Genomic DNA, 24210 nt, shown 5'->3' on the forward strand with positions numbered 1-24210 from the left:
GGATTCACCCCGCGTCGCTTCGCTTGCGGCGCGGGGTTTTTCGTCCGCGTGGACGCTCAATCCGGCCGGGCTCGCTCGATCTCGTCGGCCCAGGCGGTGAGGCCCGCGAGGAATCCCGCGCGCTCGCCGGGGGTCAGGCGCGCCAGCGCGCGCAGCAGGACATCGCTGCGCCGGTCGAGGAAATCGCCGAATTCGTCGTGCCGCTCGGGCGGCACCGACAGCAGGGTGCGGCGATGATCAGCCGGATCGCTGTCGCGGCGTAGCCAGCCCGCGCGGGTCAGTTCGCCGCTGAGCTGGCTGGTATTGGTGAGGCTCAGATTGAGCCGCCGGGCCACCTCCGAAACGCTCACCGGTCCGGACGACCACACGAACGCCAGCACCGCGCCATGACGCGCGCCCAGTCCGGCGGTCTCGAACGCCTGCCGCATACCGGCGGGCATGTCGTGTTTGGCGCGCCGCAGATACGACGAGATCAACGGCACCACGACCGTCAGCCGATCCCGTAGCTCCCTGTCGACCGGGTGTGCTTGCGCCACTGTGTCTCCCATGCGTGACCGTGCCTCGCCTTCGTGCTTGACAGCACTCAGCATACAAGTTCAGACTTCTGAACTATTCAGGTATGTGAAGTATTAGGGGTGTGTATGAGAGCTCGGACTTGGCAGGGCGTGCTACGGGCCGTCACGACCCTGGTGACGCTCGACGCGTTCGCGCAGGCGATGTTCGCGGGACGGTTCATGGCCGGCAGCTACGACGCGCTGGACGCGCATCAGGCGAACGCGGGCGTGTTGTTCGTCGGAATCCTGGTCATGGCTGGGTGTTTCGCGGCGGCCTGGCTGCTGGCGAGCGCGCCGGGTTGGCCCGCGGCGGTCGGCGCGGCGCTGACCGTGGTCGCGGGTCTGCAGATCATGTTCGGGTATCGGATGGTCCTGGCGGTGCACATTCCGCTCGGCGTGATGCTGGTGGCGGGACTGCTGACGCTGACGGTCCGGGTCTGGAATCCCGCCCCGGCGGCGATCGCGGGGACTGGCCAGTGAGCGGCGGTGCGAATACTCCCGTACACCAAGGGATTTCGCGGCGGGCGCTGCTGCGGGGGTCGGCGGCGCTCGGGGCGGTCGGGGTGGCGGCCGCGGTGGGCGCGTGGCAGTGGTCGGTGGATTCGCCCGCCGATCGGCTGCATCTGACCAGCCGGGCGCGGCTGCCGGAACCGTTCACCGTGCCGTTGACGATGCCGCCGGTGCTCGCACCCGTGGCGCGCGACGACACCACCGACTACTACCGGATCGTGCAGCGGGCCGCCGATGTCGAAGTGCTGCCGGGGTATTCGACGCCGATCTGGGGGTACAACGGGGTTTTCCCCGGGCCGACCATCGTGTCGAACCGAGAACGGCGCACGGTCGTCACCCATCGCAACGAGCTGCCGGTCCCGGTGGTGGTGCACCTGCACGGCGGGCATGTGCCGGAGGAATCCGACGGGTATCCGACGGATCTGCTGTACCCGGTGGGCGGATCCGGCGGCATGGCCGACCGGACCGGCATGGCGGGGATGGCCATGCACCCGGATGCGGCCGCGCACACCATGATCGGGGAACGCGACTACACCTATCCGGCGGGCCAGCCCGCCGCCACCCTGTGGTATCACGACCACCGCATGGATTTCACCGGTCCGGCGGTGTGGCGGGGACTGGCGGGCTTTCATCTGGTGACCGACGCGGCCGAGCAGCGGCTGGGGCTGCCCACGGGGGCGCGGGAGCTGCCGCTGCTGCTGGCCGACCGCGCCTTCGACGCGCGCGGTGAGTTCGACTATCCGGCCGTCGATTCGACGCTGCTGCCCACGCCGGGGGTGCGCGGGAAGTTCGGTCGTGGCGTGCTCGGTGACGTGGTGCTGGTGAACGGCAGGCCGTGGCCCGCACACCGGGTCGCGACGGCCCGCTACCGGCTGCGGCTGCTCAACGGGTCCAATGCGCGGGTGTACCGGTTGCGCTTCGATCGGCGCGGCGGGTCAGTGCCGATCGTGCAGATCGGCTCCGACGGCGGATTGCTCGCGCGCCCACAGGAATTGCGGGAAGTGACCATCGCGCCCGGGGAACGCTACGACGTGATCGTGGACTTCGGCGAGTGCGCGGTCGGCGATCAGGTCACCGTGTACAACGATCTCGGCGCCGGAACGACCACGCGCGTCCTACGATTCGACGTCACCGAACGGGTGCCCGACACCTCCGTGATCCCCCACCGGCTCACCGATTTCGAAACCCTCACGCGCGCCGCCGCGGTCACCACCCGCCGGTTCACCTTCCGGCAAGGCGACGCGGGTGGGATGCGCGGGTGGGTGATCAACGGCCGCGCCTACGATCCGGGGACGCCGATCGCGCGGCCGACCCTGGGTGACGTCGAGGTGTGGCAGCTGTCCACCGATCTCGATCACCCGATTCACCTGCACCTCAACCAATTCCAGGTGCTCACCCGCGATGGCAGGACGCCCTCGGCCGCCGATCGCGGCTGGAAGGACACCCTCTACCTGACCGCCACCGGCACGGCCGAGATCGCCGTCCGGTTCACCGACCACGCGGGACGGTTCGTGCTGCACTGCCACAACCTCGAACACGAGGACATGGCCATTATGGCCACCTTCACCACCGTGGGCGGCGGCCGCTGACCGGCGAATGCGCCGCCGCTACAGCAGAATTCCGCCGCCGGAGGGACCGTCCTCGCGGGCGATCGCCGAATACGCCGCGGCCAGCAGGCTCGGGTCCGGGCCCTCCAGGCGGCCGGGCTTGGCCAGGCCGTCGAGCACCACGAAACGGACCACGCCCGAACGGGTCTTCTTGTCGGTCTGCATGGCGTCCAGCAGTTGTGGCAGGGCGTCGGCGTCGTAGGTGGTGGGCAGGCCGATGCTCTCGAGCACGCTGCGGTGGCGTTCGGCGGTGGCGTCGTCGAGACGGCCGGCCAGCCGGCCCAACTCGGCGGCGAACACCAGGCCCACCGAGACGGCCGCGCCGTGCCGCCAGCGGTAGCGCTCGCGGCGCTCGATGGCGTGGCCGAGGGTGTGGCCGTAGTTGAGGATCTCGCGCAGATCCGATTCCCTCAGATCCGCGGCCACCACATCGGCCTTCACCTGGATGGCGCGGCGGATCAGCTCCGGCAGCACCTCGCCCGTCGGGTCCAGGGCGGCCTGCGGATCGCGTTCGACCAGTTCCAGGATCACCGGGTCGGCGATGAAACCGGCCTTGATGATCTCGGCCATCCCGGCCACGATCTCGTTGCGGGGCACCGTCTCCAGCGTCGCCAGATCCACCATGACCGCGGCGGGCTCGTGGAAGCAGCCCACCAGGTTCTTGCCCGCCTCGGTGTTGATGCCGGTCTTGCCGCCGACCGCGGCGTCCACCATGGCCAGCAGCGTGGTCGGCACGTGCACGATGTCCACGCCGCGCATCCAGGTGGCGGCCACGAACCCGGCCAGGTCGGTGGCCGCGCCGCCGCCCAGGCTGATGATCAGGTCCTTGCGGGTCAGGCCGATGCGGCCCAGCACCTCCCAGCAGAACCCGGCGACCTGCAGATCCTTACCGGCCTCCGCATCCGGGATCTCCACGCGATGTGCGTCGATGCCCTGCTCCACCAACGCCTTCCGCACCACCTCGGCCGTCTCGGCCAGCGGCGGCTGATAGAAGATCGCCACGGTCCGCACCGCGGACCGCCCGGTCACCTGCGCGACCAGATCACCCAGCAACCCCCGCCCGATGATCACCGGATACGGGGCGGCGGTGCGGACCTCGATGCGAGTCGGCTCGCTCATCAGACTCCTCCGTGAATGATCCCGCCCTGCGGCGAGAAGTGAACGAGTCCCCGGCCAGCGAGGACACTGTCGATCGAAAAGCCGGCTGCCGCGTGGGCCGGGCGGACTCCGGGTCGCCCGCGCGGATCGCGACGGGTGGGCCCCCTGAGTACGGGCCGACGGCGATAGCGCCCGGTGGCGTCGAATCGGCCGCCATCTGACTCGAGCCGGACCGCCGCCGTGGTCGGCCGAAGCGCCGTGCGCCGGACCGGGCCGCCGGGCTGCGGGCGGATCACGAGTCTTGTCCTGTGACAGTCGCGTCGCTGGGCTGGGCTGGATCGTGTTCGCGGGCGCGGGCTCTGGCCCGGCGGGCGCGGGCGCGGCGGGAGCGGCCGTTGCCCGGTGCGGCGGGGGCTCCGGCGGGGCGCGCCGGGTCGGATTGCCCGGCCGCCACGTCCGCATGCGGCGGCGCGGACCGCGGATCGCGTGCGGTGTCGACGGGAGTTCGAGCGGAGTCGCCGGTTCGAGCGTTGTCGCCACTTCGAGTGTTGTCGCCACTTCGAACGGAGTCGCCGGTTCGAGTGGAGTCGCCGGGAGTTCGAGCGGAGCCGCCGGAGGCGGAATTCCGGGGCGCGGCAGCGGGATTCGCGGGGGCACCGGCCGCGCGGGCGGCGCGGCGGCGGCGACCGCCTGCGGCCGGGGGTCCGGAGACGCCTGGACCATCCTCGCCGTTGCCGTTGCCGTTGCCGTTGCCGTTGCCGTTGCCGTTGCCGTTGCCGCCGGCGGCGGAGGTGGGTGTTGTTGTGGGCGGGTTGGTCTCCGTGGTCCGGCCGCCACGGCGGCGCGAACGCCGGTTGCGGCGGGGCCGTTTCGAGCCTTCGCCGCCAGTGGGGGTACCGGTGCCGACGCGACCCGCGAGCGAGCCGGGGTCGGCGGACGAGGGCGAATCGGAGTCGGCGGCAGTCGAATTCGCCGGGGCGGCCGCGCTCGTGGCAGTGGTCGCCGGCTTGTCGGCGCGGCCGCCGCGGCGGCGTTTGCGGCGGGCGCGGGAGCGGCTGCTGCTGATGCCGGGTTCGACGGTGGCGGGCTGTGCGGCCGAATCCTCCGGGCGGGCAGTCGGTTCCACACCGAGCTTGGCCAGGATCATGCGGACCACGCGGCCGGGGCTGCGGCCGTCGGTGCGGACGCGGACCGTCGCGACCTCGCGGTAGAGGGGGCGGCGCAGCTTCATCAGTTCGCGGTACTTCTTGGCCGGGTCGTCACCGGTGAGCAGGGGGCGGTTGGTGCTGGCGCCCGTGCGGCGGAGTCCTTCGCCCACACTGATTTCGAGGTAGACGACGGTGCGGTCGCGCAGCAGGGCGCGGGTGGCCGCGGACAGCACCGAGCCGCCGCCGAGGGAGACCACGCCGCGGCCGGCCAGCACCGCGTCGCGCACGACTTCCTCTTCCATGCGGCGAAACTCCGGTTCGCCGTCCTGGGCGAAGATCTCCGGAATCGTGCGCCCGGCGCGCTCCTCGATTCCGGCGTCGGTGTCGTAGAGCTCCACGCCGAGCTCGCGCGCCAGCTTGCGCCCGATGGTCGACTTGCCCGCGCCCGGCGGGCCGACCAGCACGACATTCGGTGCGGGCCGGTCGTTCTCGGTGGCGTCGTGCTCGCCGGATTCCGCGCCGTCGGCGGTGGTCACTGCCCCGCGTTGCCCGGAATGTGCGGGCGAGCGTTGATGCGCTTCAGGTAGGCGTGGATATTGTCGACGGTCTCGGGCAGCGAGTCGCCGCCGAACTTCTCCAGCACCGCCTGCGCCACCACGAGCGCGACCATGGCCTCGGCGACCACCCCGGCGGCCGGCACCGCGCACACGTCGGAGCGCTGGTGAATGGCCACGGCCTCCGCACCGGAGGACATGTCGACCGTCGAAAGCGCCCGCGGCACGGTCGAAATCGGCTTCATGGCCGCGCGCACCCGCAGCGCCTCACCGTTGGTCATCCCGCCCTCGAGGCCGCCCGCGCGGTTGGTCGAGCGCAGCACGCCGTCGGGACCGGGCTTCATCTCGTCGTGAGCCTGGCTGCCGCGGCGGCGCGCGGTCTCGAAACCGTCGCCGACCTCGACACCCTTGATGGCCTGAATGCCCATGAGCGCGGCCGCCAGTCGCGAATCCAGGCGCGCCTCACCGGAGGTGAACGAGCCCAGCCCGATCGGCAGACCCTCGACCACGACCTCGACCACACCGCCGAGGGTGTCGCCGTCCTTCTTGGCGGCCTCGATCTCGGCGATCATGGCCGCCTCGGCATCCTTGTCGAACGCGCGCACCGGGGACGCGTCGATGGCGTCGAGGTCGGCGGCGGTCGGCACGACGCCGGTGGTGTCGGCGGCGGCGCCGATGGACACCACGTGCGAGATCACCTCGACGCCCAGCGCCTGGCGCAGGAAATTCTTGGCGACCGTGCCGGCGGCGACGCGCGCCGCGGTCTCGCGGGCGCTGGCGCGCTCGAGCACATTGCGGGCGTCGTCGAAGCCGTACTTGAGCATGCCCGAGAAGTCGGCGTGCCCGGGCCGGGGCCGGGTCAGCGGGGCGTTGCGGGCCATATCGGCCAGCTCGCTCTGATCGACCGGGTCGGCGGACATGACCTGAGTCCACTTGGGCCACTCCGAGTTCGCCACCTCGATGGCGACCGGGCCGCCCATGGTGCGGCCGTGGCGCACGCCGCCGACCAGGGTCACCACGTCGGCCTCGAACTTCATGCGCGCGCCGCGCCCGTATCCGAGCCGACGGCGGGCCAGCTGCGCGCCGACCTCGGCGGAGGTCACCTCGACACCGGCCACCATCCCCTCGAGGATGGTGACGAGAGCGGGACCATGGGATTCTCCGGCAGTTATCCAGCGCAACACGAGTGACATCTTTCCATGACTGAAGGGTTGCTCGAACACACGGCCCACCACTCGGCCCACGCATCGCCCGATGTCAGGGACCGGCCAGCAGCGCCACCACGCTCGCGGTACACATCGCGAACCCGTGCGGCAGCGTGCGACCCACCGGATCGAGCCCACGGGACGACACGCTCGCGCCCACCCCGGCGGCGGCGGTGATCATCGGCGCGGCGAGCGCCGCCCAGACCCAGGTCTGCGTTCCGGCCAATGCTGTCACCGCCCCTAGACCGAGTGCGAGTTTGACGTCTCCGGCGCCCAGCGCGTGCGGAGCGCACAGGTGGATCGCCAGATAGGGCAGGGCCAGCAGCGCCCCGCCGAGCGCCGCGAACCACGGTCGGCCGACGGCGAATCCGTAGCCGAGCGCCACGGCGGCGCCGGGCAGCGTCAGCAGGTTCGGCAGCCGTCGCGCACGCAGATCGTGCGTGCTCAGGGCTGTGCACCAACCTGTGAACAGCAGGGCGGGCAGCGGGCTCATGCTTCGAGGATCGCGCGCGGAGCCGCCGCGTGGGGCACGGGAACGCGAAATGTGGAGAACCCCTTGGGTTGTGAACACCCGGGTTTCCGTATTGGCCCGTCGCGTGGTCCGCGTGCACAGCCCTGTCACGTGTTGCGTGTCGGTGTTGCGGCGTGTCGGCGGTAACTTTGACGCATGTCTGCTGATCACGATCCGGCCCAGCACGATCCGTCCCGGCGACCCGACCACGCGCTGCGCCGGGCCAATCTGCGCAACCTGCTGGTCGAGAACCGCATCGACGCCCTGCTGGTCACGGATCTGATCAATATCCGCTACCTGACCGGCTTCACCGGTTCCAATGCCGCACTGCTGGTGTACGCCTGGGACTCGAGCGAGGACCGCACCATCATCTGCACCGACGGCCGCTACATCACCCAGGTCGGGGTGCAGGTGCCGGATCTGCGGGCGGAGATCAACCGGGCCAGCGCGCGCCGCGTCATCGAGATCGCGGGGGAGTGGCAGACCGGCCGGGTCGGTTTCGAGGGCCACATCATGACCGTCGAACAGCATCGCGGCCTCTCGGCACTGGCCACCGGACTGGAACTGGTCGCGGTGTCGGGCCTGGTCGAGCAGCTGCGCATGGTCAAGGACGCCTACGAGGTGGGCCGGCTGGCGGCGGCCTGCGCGGCCGCCGACGCCGCCCTGGCCACCCTGCTCGAACGCGGCGGCATCCGCCCCGGCCGCACCGAACGCCAGGTCGCCCGCGAACTGGAATGGCTGATGTTCGAGCACGGCGCGGAGGCGATCTCCTTCGAGACCATCGTGGCCGCGGGCGCCAATTCGGCTGTCCCGCACCACCGTCCGACCGAGGCGGTGCTGGCCACGGGCGATTTCGTGAAACTGGACTTCGGCGCGGTGGTCGGCGGCTACCACTCCGATATGACCCGCACCCTGGTGCTCGGTCCCCCCTCGGACTGGCAGCGCGAGATCTACGACCTGGTCCACGCCGCGCAGCAGGCGGGCCGCGAGGCGCTCGCGCCCGGCGTCTCCACCAAGGCGGTCGACGCGGCCTCCCGCGAGGTGATCGAGGCGGCCGGTCACGGCGAGCTGTTCGTGCACGGACTCGGACACGGCGTCGGCCTGCAGATTCACGAAGCGCCCGGAATCGCCAAAACCGGCACGGGTACACTTCTCGATGGCGTGGCGGTGACCGTCGAGCCAGGTGTGTACTTCCCCGGCCGCGGTGGTGTCCGGATCGAGGACACGCTTGTGGTTCGCAAGGGGGGCCCGGAACTGCTCACCCGCACCAGCAAAGACCTGACCGTCGTCGACTGACGCGCGGTTGTATAACGACTAGTAGGAGATCCGAGGACAGTGGCGGACACCAGCGACTTCAAGAACGGCATCGTGCTGAAGATCGACAACAATCTGCAGCAGATTGTCGAGTTCCAGCATGTGAAGCCGGGTAAGGGTCCCGCCTTCGTGCGCACCAAGCTGAAGAACGTGGTCTCGGGCAAGGTCGTCGACAAGACCTTCAACGCCGGCGTCAAGGTGGAGACCGCGACCGTCGACCGCCGCGACATGACGTACCTGTACAAGGACGGCGAAGACTTCATCTTCATGGACGGCGAGACCTACGACCAGATCCACCTGAGCGAGACCCTGCTGGGCCGCAACGCCGGGTTCCTGCTCGAGAACATGGCCGTGCAGGTCGCCATGCACGAGGGTGAGGCGCTGTTCGTCGAGCTCCCCGTCGCCATCGACGTCGTCGTCACCCACACCGAGCCGGGCCTGCAGGGCGACCGCTCCTCGGCCGGCACCAAGCCCGCTACGGTGGAGACCGGCGCCGAGGTCCAGGTGCCGCTGTTCATCAACCAGGGTGACAAGCTGCGCATCGACACCCGCGACGGCAGCTACATCAGCCGCGTCAACTCCTGACGCGACGGATAATGTCTTCCGTGGCCGATCAATCGGACAAGAAGTCGTTCAAGAAGCTCGGCGCACGGCACAAGGCGCGTCGGCGTGCGGTGGATCTGCTGTTCGAGGCGGAAGTCCGCGACATCGACCCGGCGGACCTGCTCACCGAGCGGGTCTCGCTGTCGGTGCGTGAGGAGTCCGTCGCACCGATCAACCCCTACACCCGGGTCCTGGTCGAAGGCGTCGCCGACGACCTGGATCGGGTGGACGGCACCATCGAGTCGTACCTGTCGCAGGACTGGACGCTGCCGCGGCTGCCCGCCGTGGACCGCGCCATCCTGCGGGTGGCGGTGTGGGAGTTGTTCCACGCCAACGACGTTCCGCCGGTAGTGGCCGTGGACGAGGCGGTGGAGCTGGCCAAGGAGCTGTCCACCGACGACTCCCCGTCGTTCATCAACGGCGTGCTCGGCCAGGTGGTGCAGGTGGCCCCGCAGGTGCGGGCCGCCGCGGCCGCGACTCGCGCGGTCGTGCCGCCCGCCGACGCGGAGTGATCCGTACCGCCGAGTAATCCACTCCGAGTAAGCAATTCGAAGGAGAAGCGCAGGGTGCGCAAGTATCTCGTGATGGCCATGCGCACCCCGCGCTTCGACGACTCCGTCATCGTCCCGCACCGGGACTGGCTGGCGGGTGTCCGCGAGCGCGGACAGCTCGTGGAGTCGGGCAAGTTCACCGACGGCAGCGGCGGCGCGTACGTGATCACCGCCGAGAACCTCGCTGCCGCACAGGATCTGGTGCACACCGATCCGATTCACACCACGGGCGCGTCGGAACTCACCGTCCACGAGTGGGAAATCACCGGCTGAGCCGGTCTTTCAGGCGGTCGGCCGCAGGACGATGGTGCCCTTGGCGGTCCGCTCGGCCAGCACCTGATGGGCGTGGGCGGCTTGATCCAACGGCAGTACGCGGTCGACCAGCGGCGTGATCGATCCTGCCGCAACCCTTTCCAGTACGTCGGCGCGCGCGGCAGCGACCCCGGCCAGCCAGTCGGGCCCGGAACAGCCGATGAACGTGAGCCCGTGCATGATCAGGTCCATGGTGCTGACCTGTGCGGCCGTGCCGGACAGGAAGCCGTAGCCGAGCATGCGGCCGCGCAACGGCGTCATGAGATCCAGCAGCGCCAGGGCGGATTCGCCGCCGATCGAGTCGAAGACCACGTCCAGGGTTGCGCCGCCGAGGGTTTCGCGCAGCCGGTCGGTCCAGTCCGGTGTGCGGTGGTCGATGACCACGTCGGCACCGAATCCCCGTGCCTCCTCGGCCTTTTCGGGACTGCCCGCGGTCGCGATGACCCGCGCCGCCCCGAATTCCTTGGCCAGCTGGGTGAGATACGCGCCCACCCCGGTGCCGGCCGCTTCGATCAGCACCGTCTCGGTGCCGGTCAGTGTCGCCGTCTCGAGCAGCGGCAGCGCCACCGACGCGCTCATGCCGACGGCCGCCGCGTCCACGCTCGACACCGCGTCCGGAATGCGGACCGCCACCGCGGCCGGGACGCTCACCTGTTCGGCGTAGGTTCCGAAGGCGTTGCTGCTCACCAGTACTCGCTGTCCGATCAGCGCGGCGTCCACGTCCGCGCCGACGTCGCTCACCACGCCGGCCGCCTGAGTGCCGAACACGATCGGGAATTGGATCGGCAGCGGGAACGCGCCCGATCGCAGCATGGTCTCGGGGAACAGCACCGGAATCGCCTCGGTGCGCAGCAGGATCTCACCGGGGCCCGGCGCCGGTGCGGGGACCTCGCTCGGCACCAGGACCTCGGGTGCACCGGTGGCGGTCAATAGGATGGCTTGCATTGAAAACCTCATAAGTTGACTGACGGTCAAGTTGGCTCTGCCGAACATATTGACCGTCGGTCAAGTTGTCAACGAGAGTGGTGAGATGGACCGGCCCAAGGAACGCGCCGACGCCGCCCGCAACCGGCAGGCAATCCTCGAAGCGGCACGCAAGCTGTTCGCCGAGGAGGGAGCCGAGGCCGCCACGATGGATCGCATCGCGGCGGCGGCCGGGGTCGCGAAAGGCACGCTGTTCCACCGGTTCGGCAGCCGGGCCGGACTGCTCCACGAACTGATCGCCGAAGGTGCGCTCGGCTTGATGGAAGCCGTCCGCTCCGGCCCGCCGCCGCTCGGTCCGGGTGCTCCGGCCGGGGAGCGCCTACTCGCCTACTTCGACGCGATGACCCGTCTGATCGCCGACGACATCGAAATCTCGGTGGCCTATATGGCAATTCCCCCGCATCCGCGTGCCGAGGAAATTCACGCCTTCTGGTCCGCCCACCTCACCGCCCTGCTCCACGAGGTCCGCCCCGACCTCGACGCCGAGGTGGTCGGCGGCCTCCTGCTGGCCCCCCTCGGCGGAGAACTGGTGCCGCACCTGGTCCGCGCGGGCCAAAAAGACCGCCTCCTGCAAGCCATCCGCCAACTCGTCCAGTCGGTCATCAACCGACCCGCCTGAACCCGAAGCCTTCCCCGCTAGGCGAAGGACCAGACCGCGGCGGGGCGGCCGGTGGCTTTCACGCGGACGCGTTCGCCGGTGCGCTCGAGGCCCGGGATCGCGGCGAGGGTGCGGTTGAGGTTGCCTGGGTCGGGTTTGGTGCCGTGTAGGGCGGTGGTGAGGGCGACGGCGCGGGTGGCGGTGAAGTGGTCGCCGGTGAGGGCGCGGGTGAAAGTCAGGTTCTTCCAGAGCATTTCGGCCAGGCGGGTGCGGGCGGCGGTGATGATCTGGTTGTGGTCGAACGCCAGCGGTGGGACCGCGTCGAAGGGGACCCAGGTCGCCTCGTCGCCTTGGTGCGGGGCGACGACCGCCCACATGGCGATGGACAGGGTCGGACCCCGGGGGTCGCGGTGGGGTTCGTCGAAGGTGGCGACCTGGCCGATGGCGCTGATCGCGTCCTGCGGCACTCCGAGTTTGGTGTGGACCGCGCGGTGCGCGGCCTCGGCGAGGCGTTCGCCCAGGCGCAGCAGGACGCCGGGCAGGGCGAGTTCGCCGGCGAACGGCTCCCACTGCCGGGCGGCGATGCCGAGGGTGGCGGTGGGGTCGTCGGGCCCGTAGCGCAGGGCGATCACGTCGATGGACACCGCGGATTGTTGCTCCACAAGCAGACAATCATGCCTCAGCGGGGATGCGGATCCGGCGATCGGCTCGGTCGGGGCCGTGCCCGGTGAGCACGACCGGTGCGCCGAGTTCGGCTTCCAGGTAGCCGGGGAGGTCGGCGGGCAGAGCGGTGAGGGCGGGGGTGGCGTGCGCGAGCAGATCGGTCAGCGACCGCTGGTGGTCGAGGTCCTGCCAGGGCCCGAGCCGCAGTCGATCCACGCAGCCGTCGGCGGTGAGATATGCCGTGGCGGTGCGGATCTCGTTGCCGGCGTCCACGGCGTCGAGGTGGTTGACGGCCAGGCCGTCGATGCCGTCGCAGGCGTCGACGGCATACCGCAGCAGCAATGGATCCAGGTGTCCGCGCCGGAATCCGCCTTGATATTCACCGGTTTCGTTGTGCCGCTCCGGAATCGTGAGATCAGGGTCCTCGGTCGGAAAAGGTCCCGCGCCGTGGCGGGTGAGGTAGGCGCGGGTCACGCCCAGCACATAGCCGGGTTCCCCGATGCGCGCGAGCATGGCGCGCGCGTTGCGGGGTTCCACGGTCGACCAGGTGGTGTAGGGGTGGGTGCCGCGCCATTCGTCCAGCAGCACCCCCTGCGCCCCCTCGAACACCAGCCGCCCGGCGCGGGCGAAACCGGCGAGCTGATCGCCGGGCAGGATCGCCACCGCCCGCGCGAACGCGGTATACGCCTGCATCAACGCGTCGATCGGGTCGTAGCGGTGGCGGCCCCCGGCCAGCACCGGCGCGTAGTGCTCGGCCAGCGCGATCAGCTTGCGCCGCAGCACATCCGGTCGCCGGCAGTCGCCGACCCGAGGCGCGTCGTGGTCGAGCGCGTAGCGCGCGGTCTCACCGATCCCGATGCCGCACGAACCGTGCCGGGCGGTACCCCTCGTATCCTCCCGGCACCGGTTGGCGGCCCCGTGAATCGGCGTGGAGAGCAGTGCCCGCTCGTCCACGGACAGCAGCGACAGCGGGTCGGCGACACCGAGTGCGGCGAGTTCGCGCGCCTCGGCGGCCAGGGCGAGCGGTTCGACCAGCATGTGCCGCGACAGCAGGGTCGGCACCCGCGACAGCGTGCCGGACCCGAACTGGCGGAAGGTGTGGTGGCGGCCGCCGGCGATCACATTGTGGGCGGCCTGCGCCCCGCCGTTGAACCGCACCACCGCGGCCACGTCCAGCCCGGCCGCGGGCGAGCACAGCCAGTCCACGGTCGCGCCCTTGCCGGCGTCGCCGAAGCCGAGGTCTACCACGATGAGGTGGCGGTCGCCGAACATGTTCTGTCCCTTCGTGTTTCGATTGTTCAGAGGTCGACGTCGTCGACCCCGGTGGTGGCGGGCAGCGCGCCGACGCTGCGGCCGCGCCGGACCCCGCCCAGCGGCGCGAGCGCCTTGCCCACCGCGTCGGCTTCGCTGTCGGATCCGATATCGCGCAGGTCCGCCAGCCCGGCCCCGAGATCGACCCGGTCCTCGGCGATGCCGATGGTCAGGGCGATGAGCTCGCACACCGCGCCGGGATCGTCCAAACGCAGGAACCGTTCACCCAGCAGTCCCTGCCAGTGCTCGGCGATCTCCGGATCCCGGTAGTAGCTGGACTGATTGGGCAGGATGTAGTGCACCTGCCAGCGGTCCGACAGCTCCCGATAGATGGAGTCGACCTTGATATCGCTGCCGACGTCGTCGCCGATGACGTCGCGCACATGCCGCGCGCTGAGCCGCTTCTTGTTGAGTTCGTCGCCGACGATGAACAGGTTGCCTTTGCGGCCGCGCTTGTCCCAGGCGTCGGTGGCGGTGTGGCGGGCGATGAAATACGCGGCCAACTCGTAGCTTTCGGATTTCTGGCCGCCTCCGCCGCCCTCGAGCAGGATCAGCCGCAGCTGCTCGTCCATCCGGTTGTCGGATTCGAACTGGCCGACCTGCAGCGGCACCCGGTCGCTATCGGCGTCGCCGATGGCGCCGAAGAGGATCTGCGGATCGTCGGCATAGCCCTTGCGCTGCAACAGGCCGTGCAGTGTGGCCAGCTTCTCCTGCATGATGCGCGGCACCCGGCCCATCGATCCGGTGACGTCGAACAGCACCGCGATCGGCAGCGAATTGCCGTGGTCGGCGGAGTCTCTCGACTCGCGCACGCCGACGCCGAACGGGTCGAGGGCGGGATGCGCCTTCCACTGCTCCCACGGCACCGACCGCAGATCGGCGGTGTACCCGAAGTCGTCGAGGCCCTCGGCGGCGCGGAAGGTGCGCGCGGCGTCGTAGGCACTGTCGTCCCAGCGTCCGTAACCCATTGCTATCACTTACCTTTCGTGAGCTCGAAGGGCCGGAAGCGGCGCTTCCCGTAGAGCCGGTCGAGCAGGTCGTCGAATTCGTCCAGCAGGTCCGCGGCGGCGGGCCGCAGCCTGGGATCGTCTTGCAGGCAGCCGGTGGCGAAGGTGCGCATCGGTGCGGGAGCGCGGTCGCCGAGCATGGTGAGCATGAGGCGATGCGCGAGATACACGTCGGTGGCGGGGGAGACCGCGGCGCCGATCTCCGGCGGGTAGTCCAGGGACTTCGATGTCGCCGCCGCCGGATGGCCGGGCCGGGTCGCGAAAGACCAGCCCGCCAGGACGATTCCGTGCTGACGCGGATGCACCAGCACGTTCGTGGGCGTGATCGCGGTGTGCACCCAGCCCGCCAGGCGCGCTCCGGCCAGGCAGCGCAGCAGCCGCCGATGCATCCACGCGTAGTCGCGGGGATCCAGGCCGCCGGGATGGGCGGTGCGGATGTCCTCGAGGGTGACGAAGCCGTCGGTGAGCGCGGTCAGCACGTTCACCACCCGCTGCTCGCCGGTCGCGGAGTCCAGATGGTCGACGGTGTCGGCGAGCTCGGGGAAATACGGGCGCAGCCAGGCGTGTTCGGCGGTCATCGCCGCGATGTCGCGCAACGCGTTTCGCTCCCCGGACAGCAGGCGGTTGGCGGCCGCGCGGCGGGGGATCTTCACGACCCGGTCCGAGCCGCTGCGGTAGACGTCCGCGATCGAGCCGCGGGCATGGAGCGCACCGACCGGGTAGCGCCCGTGTGCCCCGATGACTTCGAACGCCGCCTCGTCGAGTTCCAGCCACTGCCGGTAGAGGACGGCGAGCCGAGCGAACGCCGCACCCGCGAGGTGCGCGTCGACGGCCTCGACTCGGTCGGGATGGACCTGCGCGGCGAGCCGGTGATAGATCCGGCGGGCGGCCGCGCGGGCCGTGGAATCGGTTGCGGCGGAACCGAACAGATCTTCCGGCCGCTGTGCCGCCTGGATGGTCTCCGCGGTCTCTCGCGCTGTCGTCATAGTTTTAGGCTAGACGACTAAAATTGAGTCCGAAAGCGATTTCGGAGACTTTTTGTCGCTAGGGCAAAAAGTCTGATCGCAGGGGCGGGGCCGAGTTGGCCCCTGGCAGCGCTGGCGCTAGGGTGAGAGAAAATGTGTCTTTGACTCTCACCGAGGAGATCATGATGACTGCCGCCGACTCGACGACGGATGCCGCGACGCGCCTGCGCGCGCTGATCGCGGCCGACGCCACCGCCGCCGAGGCGTGGGAGCTGTTCGACAGCCTGCCGGCCGTGCGGGTCGAGGACATCACCACCGGGCGGTGGCGCGGCGCGGAGGTGGGCACCGGGCACCCCTGGGACGGCATGCTGGTCGAAAGCGGCTGGTACGGCAAACAATTCGACAGCGCCGACAGCGTCCAGCCACTGCTGTTCACCGCGCCCGACGGCGAGATCTTCCCGGTCGACCCGCGCCGGGTGCCGCTGTTCCTGGCGGGCAAGGTGCCGGTGTCGGCGCTGCGCCCGGTGCGCCGCTCGCTCGGGGTGCTGCGGACCGTGCTGCGCACCACCACCCCGCGCGCCCGGCTGCGGAATCTGGAGTTCCGTGGAAAGTCCAGTGCGGCAATGATCTACGACCACCTGCCGATCATCGACATCTTCCGCCGGGTCGACCACGACACCCTGCTCGGCGTCATGGATATGCGCGGATTGCGTGAGCCGTACTTCTTCGTCCTCTACCGCGACCGCTGACCCGGCCGCGCGAAGCGACTGTGCCCGAGTCGAACTCGGCCTACCATCGACGGTGATGGTCTTCGACTCGGGAGGTCCCGATGAACCGTACGACCTGTCTCGTCGCCGGTGGCGGCCCGGCCGGAATGTTCCTGGGGCTCATGCTGGCCCGCGCCGGCGTGGATGTCACGGTGCTCGAGAAACACGGGGACTTCCTGCGCGACTTCCGCGGCGACACCGTGCATCCCACCACCCTGGAGCTGATCGACGCCCTCGGCCTGCGCGAGGATTTCGTGAAACTGCCGCAGCGCCGCCTCAACGACGTCCAGATCCCCATCGGCGGCCGCATGGTGCCGCTGGCCACCTTCACTCGCATTCCGGGCCGGCACAAATACCTGGCCATGGTCCCGCAGTGGGATCTGCTGGACCTGCTGGCCCGCGCCGGTGACATCGAACCGGCCTTCCGGCTGCGGATGAACACCGAGGTGACCGGACTCGTCCACGAGGGCGACCGGGTCGCCGGGGTCCGCTATCGCACGAAAGCCGGTGACCAGGACGAGATTCGAGCGGATCTCACAGTGGCCTGCGACGGTCGTGGCTCGATCCTGCGGGCGGCCGCCGGGCTCGCCGTGCGCGACTGGGCGACCCCGTTCGACGTCTGGTGGTTCCGGATTCCCCGCCACGGCACGGACCCGGCCGGACTGATCCCGGTCGTCAGCGGGGATCGTGTGGCGATCCTGTTCGATCGCGGCGACTACTGGCAGAGCGCCACCCTCGTCGCCAAGGGCAGCGACCCGCACACGCGAGCGAGTCAGCCCGTCGGTGTCATCATGCGAGAGCTGGCGGAGGTGGTGCCGTGGCTGGCCGACCGGGTCGACGCCCTGCACGGCTGGGACGAGGTGAAGCTGCTGGACGTCAAACTGGATCGGCTCGACCGCTGGTACACCGACGGCCTGCTGTGTCTCGGCGACGCGGCGCACGCCATGTCCCCGGTCGGTGGTGTCGGCATCAATCTCGCCGTGCAGGACGCGGTCGCCGCCGCCCGCATTCTCGGCCCGAAGCTGTTGTCGCGCACCGTGACCACCGCGGATCTGGCCCGCGTGCAACGCCGCCGCCTCCTGCCGACGGCGATCATCCAGGGCTTGCAGCGCGCCGCGCACGCGCGCGTCGTCCGTCCCGCGGTGGCCGGCCGCCTGACCGTCTCGAACGCGAGCGAGACGCCTTTGGCTCTGCGCATCTTCCGGCATCTGCCGGTGCTTCGCAGTCTGCCGACCTTCCTGGTGGCCCGCGGCGTCATCCCCGAACGCGTCCCCGACTTCGCCCGCCGCGCCTGACCGGCCTACCGGACGTTGCGGGGGCGGAACTGGATACTGATCCGCGGTCCGACCGGCCGCTTGGTCTTGGGAACGGCGTGCTCCCACGTGCGCTGGCACGACCCGCCCATCACGATGAGATCCCCGTGCCCGAGCGGATACCGCACGCTCGCGCCGCCGCCGCGCGGCCGCAACTGCAATGCGCGCGCCGCACCGACCGACACGATGGCCACCATGGTGTCGGTGGTCGCGCCGCGCCCGAAGGTGTCCCCGTGCCAGGCGACACTGTCGTTGCCGTCGCGGTAATAGCACAGTCCGGCCGTGGTGAACGCCTCGCCGAGTTCCTCGAAGTAATACGCGCTCAAGGCATCTCGCGCCTCGGCCAGCACCGGATCCGGTAGCTCCCGCGTCTCGTCGTAGAAGCACAACAGCCGCGGCACATCCACCATGCGGTCGTACATGGCCCGCCGGTCCGCCCGCCACGGCACGCCGTTCGCGAGCCGCTCGAACAACTCGTCGGCCCCGGTCAACCAGCCCGGCAGCACATCCACCCACGCACCGTCCCCGAGCTCGGTGCGCTGAACCCCCGCCAGCGCACCGAGCCCAACCTCCCCGAAGCCATCGAGCAGCGATCCCTGCAGTGGTGTCGACATGCCTCCGAACCTAACACAAGATCGAACATATGTTCGCAAGATGTCCGATTCTCGCGCCGCCGACCCATCGCTCGCTCAGGCGCGTACCTCGTCGTGCTGGCGCACGAAGTCGAGAAAACGGGGAATCACCTGGTCGGGGATCGCCCAGAGCATCTCGTGGCCAACGCCGGGGTAGATGTCGACCACGGCGGCCGGGAGATGGTCGCGCAACGAGGCCTCGATGTCGTGATCTGTCGAGGGCACCGGCCACTGCGCCGCCACCGTATCGTAGGCGCGTAGGTAGTTCTCCTTGGCCTTCGAGCTGACGAACGTCCGATCTTCTTGGCCATTCGGCCTCCCCTTTCTTTGTGGAGCCTTGATCCGCCTCGGCGGATTCAGTTGGCTTGCTGGGCCTTCACCGGATCGTGCCGTCCAGCGAAACGCAGAATCCGATCCAGCGCGGCATCGACGTCGCGCCCCTGGAACAACAGCCCATGTGTCGCACCGGGAAAAATCTCCACCTCACAACGCGGAATCAACTGTCGTGCACGGGTCGCCGCCGCCCCGGGATCCCCGAGCACCGATTCGCCGCCGTAGACGAGCAATGTGGGTGCGCTGATCGCCTGTAGCTCTTCGTCTTTCAGCCGCTGCGGCCACGGCGAGCGCGTGCGGTAGCCGAGTCCGGCCCGCGCGCAGGCCATTTCCTCCGCGACCGGGACATTGCCCGGCATCAACCATGCGGCCGCCTTGCGCATGTTCTTCTCCGACGGCGGGATGGCGTAGCGGATCATCTTCACCAGCACGCGCCACGGGGTCTTGCCGACCGCGCCACCGGATTCGACCAGCAGCAGACTCGCGATCCGCTCGGACCCGTCGACCGCGGCCAGGAACGCCCGCCACGCGCCGTCGGAGTAGCCCATGATGTGGGCGTGCGGCAGTTCGAGCGCCGCGAGTGTGTCGTCGAGCCAGATCGCGTAGTCGGTACGGCCGGTGATCGGCTTGGTCTGCCCGCTCAGCCCGGGGCCGCCGATGATGTCGAGGGCGTAGACGGTTCGCTCGGCGGCCAGCCGCTCGATGATCGGATATCAGACCGCGCCGTTGCCCATCACCGGGGGAATCAGTACCAGCGGTGCGCCCGGGCCGTCCCCGCATTTCCGGACATGGGTTGTCCCGTAAGACGTTTCGATGTCGAACTCGGTGAACGGCACCGTCCACAGGGCCGACAGTGACGCGTAGGCCGTCATGTAGGCGGTCCGCGCCGCCTCGCTTTTCCAATGCCCGATCTTGGCCATCGTGGCTCCCTTGCCATCTTCGTTGATGGTATGAACGTACCATAAAAATGGTATGGGCGTACCATCAAAAGATCGCCTTCGAGAAACCATGGGAGAGCTGGTTGTATGCCGCGTTTGGTTGATCATGAGCAGCGGCGGCGGGAGATTACGGCGGCCGCGCGTAAGGTCATTGCTGCCGGTGGGCTGGATGCCGCCACGTTTCAGGCCGTGGCGGCGGAGGCGGGGATCTCGGTGCGGCTGATTCAGTACTACTTCGGGACCAAGCGGGATTTGATGCTCGCCACACATCGGGCGGTGGTGGAGGACTGGGGGAGGACCTTCGCCGCGTCATTGGGGGAGTTGGGGCCGGATGCCGCGCCGCGGGACGTGATTCGGGCGGTGTCGATGGGGTTGCTGCCGCTGGATGAGCAACGCCACCAGGACAATCTGGTGTTCGCCGGGTTCCATGCGGCGAATCTGACCGGCAATACGGTCACGTCGGCGGAGATGATGGGGCCGCCGCGGTATCTGATCGACAGTTTTACCGAACAGCTGCGGCGGGCACGGCCGGACGAATTCGATGCGCGCGCAACCGAACTCGATGGGGAGCTGATCGTGCTGACGGTCACGGCGGTCACCCAGGCGATCCTGGCGGGCGGGACTACCCGGGAGCGGGCGGTCGAACTGCTCGACCACCTGCTCGATCGGATGTTCGCTCTCGACTGAGTCAGCGGTGCGGGACGTCGAGGTGCGCGCGCACGAAATCGACCACGGCGTCGGTGAATTCGTCGTTGGCGTCACTGGCGGCGGTGTGCGCGGCGGTGCCGATCTCGACGTATTCGGCGTGCGGGGTGAGGGCCCGGAACGCCGCCACGCCCTCCTCGCTGACCACATCGGACAGCGCGCCGCGCACCAGCAGCACCGGGGTGCGCAGTTGCCGGGCCGCGTTCTCGAGCGCCTCGGTGTGCACGTCGATCTCCTCGCCGCGGCCGTCGCGCGGGCCGCCCATCATGGCCGGATCCCAGTGCCAATACCAGCGGCCGTCGGCGCGCTGCCGCAGATTGCGTTGCAGGCCTTCGGGATTGCGCGGGCGACGCCGGTGCGGCAGGTAGGCGGCCACCGCGTCGGCGGCTTCCTCGAGGCTGGCGAAACCTTCGGGGTTGCTGCTGAGGAAATTGATGACGCGTTCGACGCCCTTGCGTTCGGGGCGCGGCACCACGTCCACCAGCACCAGCCCGGTGATGCGGGCGTGCTCGGGATGCGTGGTGGCCATCAGCCCGGTCAGCCCGCCCATGCTCGCGCCGACGAGGAACGCGGGCTTGTCGAGTTCCCGCAGCACCGCCATGAGGTCCTCGACCATGGCCTCGCGCCGATAGTTGCCATCGGGGGCCCAGTCGCTGTCGCCGTGCCCGCGCGCGTCCAGCAGAACGGCGTGCATGCCGGCCTTGGCCAGCGCCAGCCCGGAATCCTTCCAGGATCCGCGGGTCTGGCCGCCGCCGTGCAGGAACACCACCAGCGGCCCGTCCTGGGGTCCCCAGCTGTCCCCGGCGATGGTCAGGCCGTCCTGGCCCCGGAAGCTCACCCGCGCGGGTTCGGTGAATTCAGCGTCGTTGCTCACCCCTCGAGCATCGCACACGAGGGTTTACGGTGTATGAAGACTGGCCGGTAGCCAGGATCGCGCCCGGTCAACTCGCCGGCGCGGGTTCGGGATCGAGGAATTCCTCGCGGATCTGCTTGGGCCCGAACGGCCAGGTCTTCTCGACGCGCGCCCACAGCAGGAAGGCCACCACGCCCAGCGCCGTCCACGCCAGCGACCACTCGATCGGGTGCACACCGGGATTGGCCTTGTCGGCATAGCAGTAGATGACCGCCCAGCCGAGCGCGGCGACAATCGCCGGCAGCGGATACAGCAGCATCGTGTAGGGCCGCGCCAAGCCGGGCTGGCGACGGCGCAACACCACGATCGCGGCGATCTGCGCGAAGGCCTGCACGATCACCATCACGGTGGTCAACAGTGAAATCAGCACGGCCAGTGGGGGATGCGTGGCCGACGTGCCGACGTGGCGGGCCAGCACGAAGCCGGCCGCGGTGATCACGCCCATCACGATCAGGCCGAGTATCGGGAACTGATGGCGGGGGTGCAGGCGGCCGAAGGAACGGAAGAACACGCCGTCGCGGGCGGCGTCGAACGGGACGCGCGAACCGCCCAGCAGCCCGGCGAACACCGACGCGAACGCGGTGATCAGAATGAGGACCGTCACCACATCGGCCGCGCCCTTGCCCATGGTCTTCTCCAGCACCGCCGACGCGACCGATTGCGAGGCGACATTGGACGAATCCAGCATGTCGTGCCAGTCGATGACGCCCAGCACCCCGATCTGCATGCCAAGATAGATCACCATGACCGCCAGCACCGCGAACAGGATCGAGCGAGGCAGCACGCGACCCGGATCCTTCAGTTCCGCACCGAGATACGCGGTGGTGTTGTAGCCCAGATAGTCGTAGATGCCGATGGTCAGACCGGAGGCGAAGCCCAGCCAGAACCCGCCGCGCCCGATGTCCACCGAATGCTCGGGCCAGGTGAAGGCGAGGCTGGGATGAAAGTGCGTGAACGCGGCCAGGATCACCGCCGCCACCGACACGATCATCACCGCCCACATCACGACGGTGATGCGGCCGATGGAATCGATGCGCCGCCACAGCAGCAGCAACACCAGCGCCACGACGGCCAGGCCGACGATATCGCCCTGGCCGGTGGTCATCGACGGCCACAGATAGGTCAGGTACTGCACCAGCCCCTGCACGCCCGTGGACATGATCAACGGGATGAAAAGGATTGCGGTCCAGACGAAAAGGAACGGCATGAGCCGCCCGGTCCGATACTGGAACGCCTCGCGCAGGTACACGTAGGTGCCGCCCGCACCGGGCATGGCCGCGCCGAGCTCGGCCCAGATCAAGCCGTCGGCCAGGGCCAGGACGGCGCCGGCGACGAAGCCGAGGACGGCGTGCGGTCCGCCGAAGGCGGCGACCATGAGCGGGATGGTGACGAAGGGTCCGATCCCGACCATCTGGCTCATATTGATGGTGGTGGCCTGGAACAGGCCGATTCTTCGGGGCAGGGTGCGGGGGCCGGTCATGGCTGCCTCCGGGTCGCGTTCGGGAGGGCGTAAGGGTTTTGTAAAGTTAAATTCCTTTACTATCGCCGTCAAGGGGTTGGGCCGATTGTTTACAGTCGGCGCGATGAGACATGAGGATCGGAGTGCGATGGACGAACTCCCCTGGAACCGGCAGCGTTTGCGCAGCAACAACGAGTGGCTGCTGCTCGAGCAGTTGCGCACCGCCGGACCCAGTTCGCGCGCCCAGCTGGCCCGCGACACCGGCCTGTCCAAGCCCACCGTGTCCAGTGCCCTTGCCGCCCTGCGACAGCACGGCCTGGTCCGCGAGGTGGGCACGCTCGCGCCCGAACGCGGCCGCACCGCCGTCGTCTACGAACCCGATCCGACCGCGGGCTACGTGCTGGGACTCGACATCGGCCGCGCGTTCCTGCGTACCGCGGTCGCCGATCTGTCGGGAAAGGTGCTGTCGCGCACCGATGTTCCCAATCGCGCCCGCACCGCCACCGCGCTGGCGCGCACCGCGGCCGAGGCCGTGCACGAAACCCTCGGCGCCGCAGCGGTTTCCGTCACCGACGTCGTGCACACCGTCCTGGGCAGTCCCGGCGTGTTCGACCCGCAGGACGGCCGCATGCACTACGCGGTCAACCTGCCCGGCTGGGGGCGCGCGGGCCTGCTCGACGAACTGCGCGACGCCCTCGGCGTCGCCGACCTCGCCGTCCACAACGACGCGAATCTCGCGGCCCTCGGCGAGTACGCGCACGGCGGCGGACGCGGCAGCCGCCTGTTCGTCTACGTGCTCATCGGCACCGGTCTCGGTGTCGGAATCGTCTCGCGCGGTGAGCTTTTCGCCGGAGCGCACGGCGCGGCCGGTGAGGTCGGATTCCTCCCGGCGGCGTTCGGCGACGCCGCGGCCGGGGCCTCGCGCCGGGGCGCGCTCGAGGAGGCGGTCACCGCCGACGCCGTCGTCCGCGCGGCCCGCGAGCGCGGCATGACCGGACGGCTGACCGCCAAGCGGGTTTTCGACGCCGCCCGCGCGGGCGACCCGATCGCCGCCGAGGTGGTCCGCCAGGAGGGCGAGCGCATCGCCCTGGTCGTCGCCGCGGTCACCGCCGTCCTGGACCCGGACGTGATCGTGGTCGGCGGCGGGCTGGGCCGCAGCGCCGACCTGCTGCTCGATCAGGTCCGCGCCGCGCTGGGACGCACCACCCCGCTGCGTCCCACCGTCCGTCCCAGCGAACTCGGCGACGACGCGGTGCTGCTCGGCGCGATAGCGACCGCCCTGCGCACCGCCCGCCCCCAGGTCTTCGACCGCCGCACCCCGAGCGCTCAAGGAGCCGGATGAAAGACAGTGGTTAATTCTCCGCTAACCGGGAAAGTCCCCCGATGCCATGTATCTGCGATTCGAAGGAGGACGATCTCATGCGATTCGCCAAGACAGGTGCCGCGGCCGCCATTCTGGCCGGTGTGCTCGCGGCCGGCGCCGGCGTCGCGCACGCCGATCACACCGTCACCGTGACCGCCGAGCTACTGGGCTGCGCGGCACGAGCCGACATCGATGTCTCCGCGCTCAACGGCGTCACCCCCGGGACCGCGGTGACGATCTCGGACGCCCTGGCGGCCCAGTTGCAGCAGAACGGCTGCATGCCCTGAGGTAC

Annotated in this window: 27 protein-coding genes and 1 pseudogene; 12 read left to right on the forward strand and 16 right to left on the reverse strand. The window is 69.7% G+C overall.

Annotated elements, in window-relative coordinates; genetic code table 11:
* Positions 1–56: 56 nt before the first annotated feature.
* Entirely contained in the window at positions 57–536 is a 480-nt protein-coding gene (locus tag D7D52_RS11670; protein ID WP_162958281.1) for a MarR family winged helix-turn-helix transcriptional regulator, read from the reverse strand.
* A gap of 105 nt (positions 537–641) precedes the next feature.
* Between D7D52_RS11670 and D7D52_RS11675 the strand changes: the two genes are divergently transcribed.
* Complete coding sequence (locus D7D52_RS11675) at positions 642–1034, forward strand: hypothetical protein (protein ID WP_162958282.1); 393 nt, start codon at positions 642–644, stop codon at positions 1032–1034.
* The gene (locus D7D52_RS11680; protein ID WP_246023809.1) at positions 1031–2653 is read left to right on the forward strand and encodes a multicopper oxidase family protein; all 1623 of its coding nucleotides are present in this window, start codon (positions 1031–1033) and stop codon (positions 2651–2653) included. Before D7D52_RS11675 ends, D7D52_RS11680 begins: the two co-directional genes overlap by 4 nt.
* 18 nt (positions 2654–2671) lie before the next feature.
* On the opposite strand, the gene aroB is transcribed toward D7D52_RS11680, so the two are convergent.
* From aroB to D7D52_RS11700, 4 genes and pseudogenes are all read right to left on the reverse strand, one after another.
* Positions 2672–3790 carry a 3-dehydroquinate synthase gene (gene aroB, locus D7D52_RS11685; protein ID WP_120736331.1) on the reverse strand — a complete coding sequence of 373 codons (1119 nt, stop codon included), beginning with the start codon at positions 3788–3790 and terminating at the stop codon, positions 2672–2674.
* 1108 nt (positions 3791–4898) lie between these two features.
* Positions 4899–5381, reverse strand: a pseudogene (locus D7D52_RS39105) (shikimate kinase); the annotation flags it as partial.
* A gap of 68 nt (positions 5382–5449) precedes the next feature.
* On the reverse strand, positions 5450–6655 hold the full coding sequence (gene aroC, locus D7D52_RS11695; RefSeq protein ID WP_120744027.1) for a chorismate synthase: 1206 nt from the start codon (positions 6653–6655) through the stop codon (positions 5450–5452).
* A gap of 73 nt (positions 6656–6728) precedes the next feature.
* A complete protein-coding gene (locus D7D52_RS11700; RefSeq protein WP_120736332.1) occupies positions 6729–7169 on the reverse strand; it encodes a prepilin peptidase in 441 nt (146 codons plus the stop codon).
* 174 nt (positions 7170–7343) lie between these two features.
* On the opposite strand from D7D52_RS11700, the gene D7D52_RS11705 reads away from it, so the two are divergent.
* The 4 genes from D7D52_RS11705 to D7D52_RS11720 are packed head-to-tail and all read left to right on the forward strand — an operon-like array spanning position 7344 to position 9928.
* Positions 7344–8483 (forward strand): M24 family metallopeptidase, encoded by a 1140-nt coding sequence (locus D7D52_RS11705; protein ID WP_120736333.1) that lies wholly within the window; start codon positions 7344–7346, stop codon positions 8481–8483.
* A 39-nt stretch (positions 8484–8522) separates the two neighbouring features.
* Positions 8523–9086, forward strand: coding sequence for an elongation factor P (gene efp, locus D7D52_RS11710; RefSeq protein WP_120736334.1), 564 nt, complete (start codon positions 8523–8525; stop codon positions 9084–9086).
* 20 nt (positions 9087–9106) lie between these two features.
* A complete protein-coding gene (gene nusB, locus D7D52_RS11715; RefSeq protein WP_120736335.1) occupies positions 9107–9616 on the forward strand; it encodes a transcription antitermination factor NusB in 510 nt (169 codons plus the stop codon).
* A 54-nt stretch (positions 9617–9670) separates the two neighbouring features.
* On the forward strand, positions 9671–9928 hold the full coding sequence (locus D7D52_RS11720) for a YciI family protein (protein ID WP_222932812.1): 258 nt from the start codon (positions 9671–9673) through the stop codon (positions 9926–9928).
* A 9-nt stretch (positions 9929–9937) separates the two neighbouring features.
* Here the strand turns inward: D7D52_RS11720 and D7D52_RS11725 are convergent, their stop codons facing one another.
* Entirely contained in the window at positions 9938–10912 is a 975-nt protein-coding gene (locus D7D52_RS11725) for a quinone oxidoreductase family protein (protein WP_162958284.1), read from the reverse strand.
* A gap of 85 nt (positions 10913–10997) precedes the next feature.
* Between D7D52_RS11725 and D7D52_RS11730 the strand changes: the two genes are divergently transcribed.
* Complete coding sequence (locus D7D52_RS11730) at positions 10998–11570, forward strand: TetR/AcrR family transcriptional regulator (protein ID WP_120736337.1); 573 nt, start codon at positions 10998–11000, stop codon at positions 11568–11570.
* Positions 11571–11587: 17 nt separating this feature from the next.
* On the opposite strand, the gene D7D52_RS11735 is transcribed toward D7D52_RS11730, so the two are convergent.
* The 4 genes from D7D52_RS11735 to D7D52_RS11750 are packed head-to-tail and all read right to left on the reverse strand — an operon-like array spanning position 11588 to position 15516.
* Positions 11588–12211 (reverse strand): NUDIX hydrolase, encoded by a 624-nt coding sequence (locus D7D52_RS11735; protein ID WP_120736338.1) that lies wholly within the window; start codon positions 12209–12211, stop codon positions 11588–11590.
* A gap of 10 nt (positions 12212–12221) precedes the next feature.
* Positions 12222–13484, reverse strand: coding sequence for an adenylosuccinate synthetase (locus D7D52_RS11740; protein WP_120736339.1), 1263 nt, complete (start codon positions 13482–13484; stop codon positions 12222–12224).
* Positions 13485–13510: 26 nt separating this feature from the next.
* Entirely contained in the window at positions 13511–14491 is a 981-nt protein-coding gene (locus tag D7D52_RS11745) for a hypothetical protein (RefSeq protein ID WP_120736340.1), read from the reverse strand.
* Positions 14492–14496: 5 nt separating this feature from the next.
* Entirely contained in the window at positions 14497–15516 is a 1020-nt protein-coding gene (locus D7D52_RS11750) for a protein kinase family protein (RefSeq protein WP_120736341.1), read from the reverse strand.
* 134 nt (positions 15517–15650) lie between these two features.
* Between D7D52_RS11750 and D7D52_RS11755 the strand changes: the two genes are divergently transcribed.
* Positions 15651–16244, forward strand: coding sequence for a DUF4334 domain-containing protein (locus D7D52_RS11755; protein ID WP_246023811.1), 594 nt, complete (start codon positions 15651–15653; stop codon positions 16242–16244).
* 80 nt (positions 16245–16324) lie between these two features.
* Positions 16325–17557, forward strand: a complete 1233-nt coding sequence (locus D7D52_RS11760; RefSeq protein ID WP_120736342.1) for an FAD-dependent oxidoreductase — start codon at positions 16325–16327, stop codon at positions 17555–17557.
* Between the two features lie 5 nt (positions 17558–17562).
* Here the strand turns inward: D7D52_RS11760 and D7D52_RS11765 are convergent, their stop codons facing one another.
* The 4 genes from D7D52_RS11765 to D7D52_RS11780 form a co-directional block, all read right to left on the reverse strand.
* Positions 17563–18189: an alpha-ketoglutarate-dependent dioxygenase AlkB gene (locus D7D52_RS11765; RefSeq protein WP_120736343.1), complete on the reverse strand. Its 627-nt coding sequence runs from the start codon at positions 18187–18189 to the stop codon at positions 17563–17565.
* Between the two features lie 75 nt (positions 18190–18264).
* Entirely contained in the window at positions 18265–18432 is a 168-nt protein-coding gene (locus D7D52_RS11770; protein WP_162958285.1) for a hypothetical protein, read from the reverse strand.
* A 131-nt stretch (positions 18433–18563) separates the two neighbouring features.
* On the reverse strand, positions 18564–19088 hold the full coding sequence (locus D7D52_RS11775; protein WP_162958286.1) for an alpha/beta fold hydrolase family protein: 525 nt from the start codon (positions 19086–19088) through the stop codon (positions 18564–18566).
* A 165-nt stretch (positions 19089–19253) separates the two neighbouring features.
* A complete protein-coding gene (locus D7D52_RS11780) occupies positions 19254–19460 on the reverse strand; it encodes a hypothetical protein (protein WP_120736346.1) in 207 nt (68 codons plus the stop codon).
* Between the two features lie 105 nt (positions 19461–19565).
* Here D7D52_RS11780 and D7D52_RS11785 point away from each other — a divergent pair, with 105 nt between their 5' ends.
* Entirely contained in the window at positions 19566–20165 is a 600-nt protein-coding gene (locus D7D52_RS11785) for a TetR/AcrR family transcriptional regulator (RefSeq protein ID WP_120736347.1), read from the forward strand.
* Between the two features lies 1 nt (position 20166).
* On the opposite strand, the gene D7D52_RS11790 is transcribed toward D7D52_RS11785, so the two are convergent.
* Complete coding sequence (locus D7D52_RS11790; protein ID WP_120736348.1) at positions 20167–21057, reverse strand: alpha/beta fold hydrolase; 891 nt, start codon at positions 21055–21057, stop codon at positions 20167–20169.
* 67 nt (positions 21058–21124) lie between these two features.
* The gene (locus D7D52_RS11795) at positions 21125–22576 is read right to left on the reverse strand and encodes an APC family permease (protein WP_120736349.1); all 1452 of its coding nucleotides are present in this window, start codon (positions 22574–22576) and stop codon (positions 21125–21127) included.
* A gap of 127 nt (positions 22577–22703) precedes the next feature.
* On the opposite strand from D7D52_RS11795, the gene D7D52_RS11800 reads away from it, so the two are divergent.
* Both D7D52_RS11800 and D7D52_RS11805 read left to right on the forward strand, forming a co-directional pair.
* Positions 22704–23897, forward strand: a complete 1194-nt coding sequence (locus tag D7D52_RS11800; RefSeq protein ID WP_222932813.1) for an ROK family transcriptional regulator — start codon at positions 22704–22706, stop codon at positions 23895–23897.
* Positions 23898–23974: 77 nt separating this feature from the next.
* On the forward strand, positions 23975–24205 hold the full coding sequence (locus tag D7D52_RS11805) for a hypothetical protein (RefSeq protein WP_120736351.1): 231 nt from the start codon (positions 23975–23977) through the stop codon (positions 24203–24205).
* Positions 24206–24210: the final 5 nt, after the last annotated feature.

Source organism: Nocardia yunnanensis, assembly GCF_003626895.1.
Lineage (GTDB): Bacteria > Actinomycetota > Actinomycetes > Mycobacteriales > Mycobacteriaceae > Nocardia > Nocardia yunnanensis.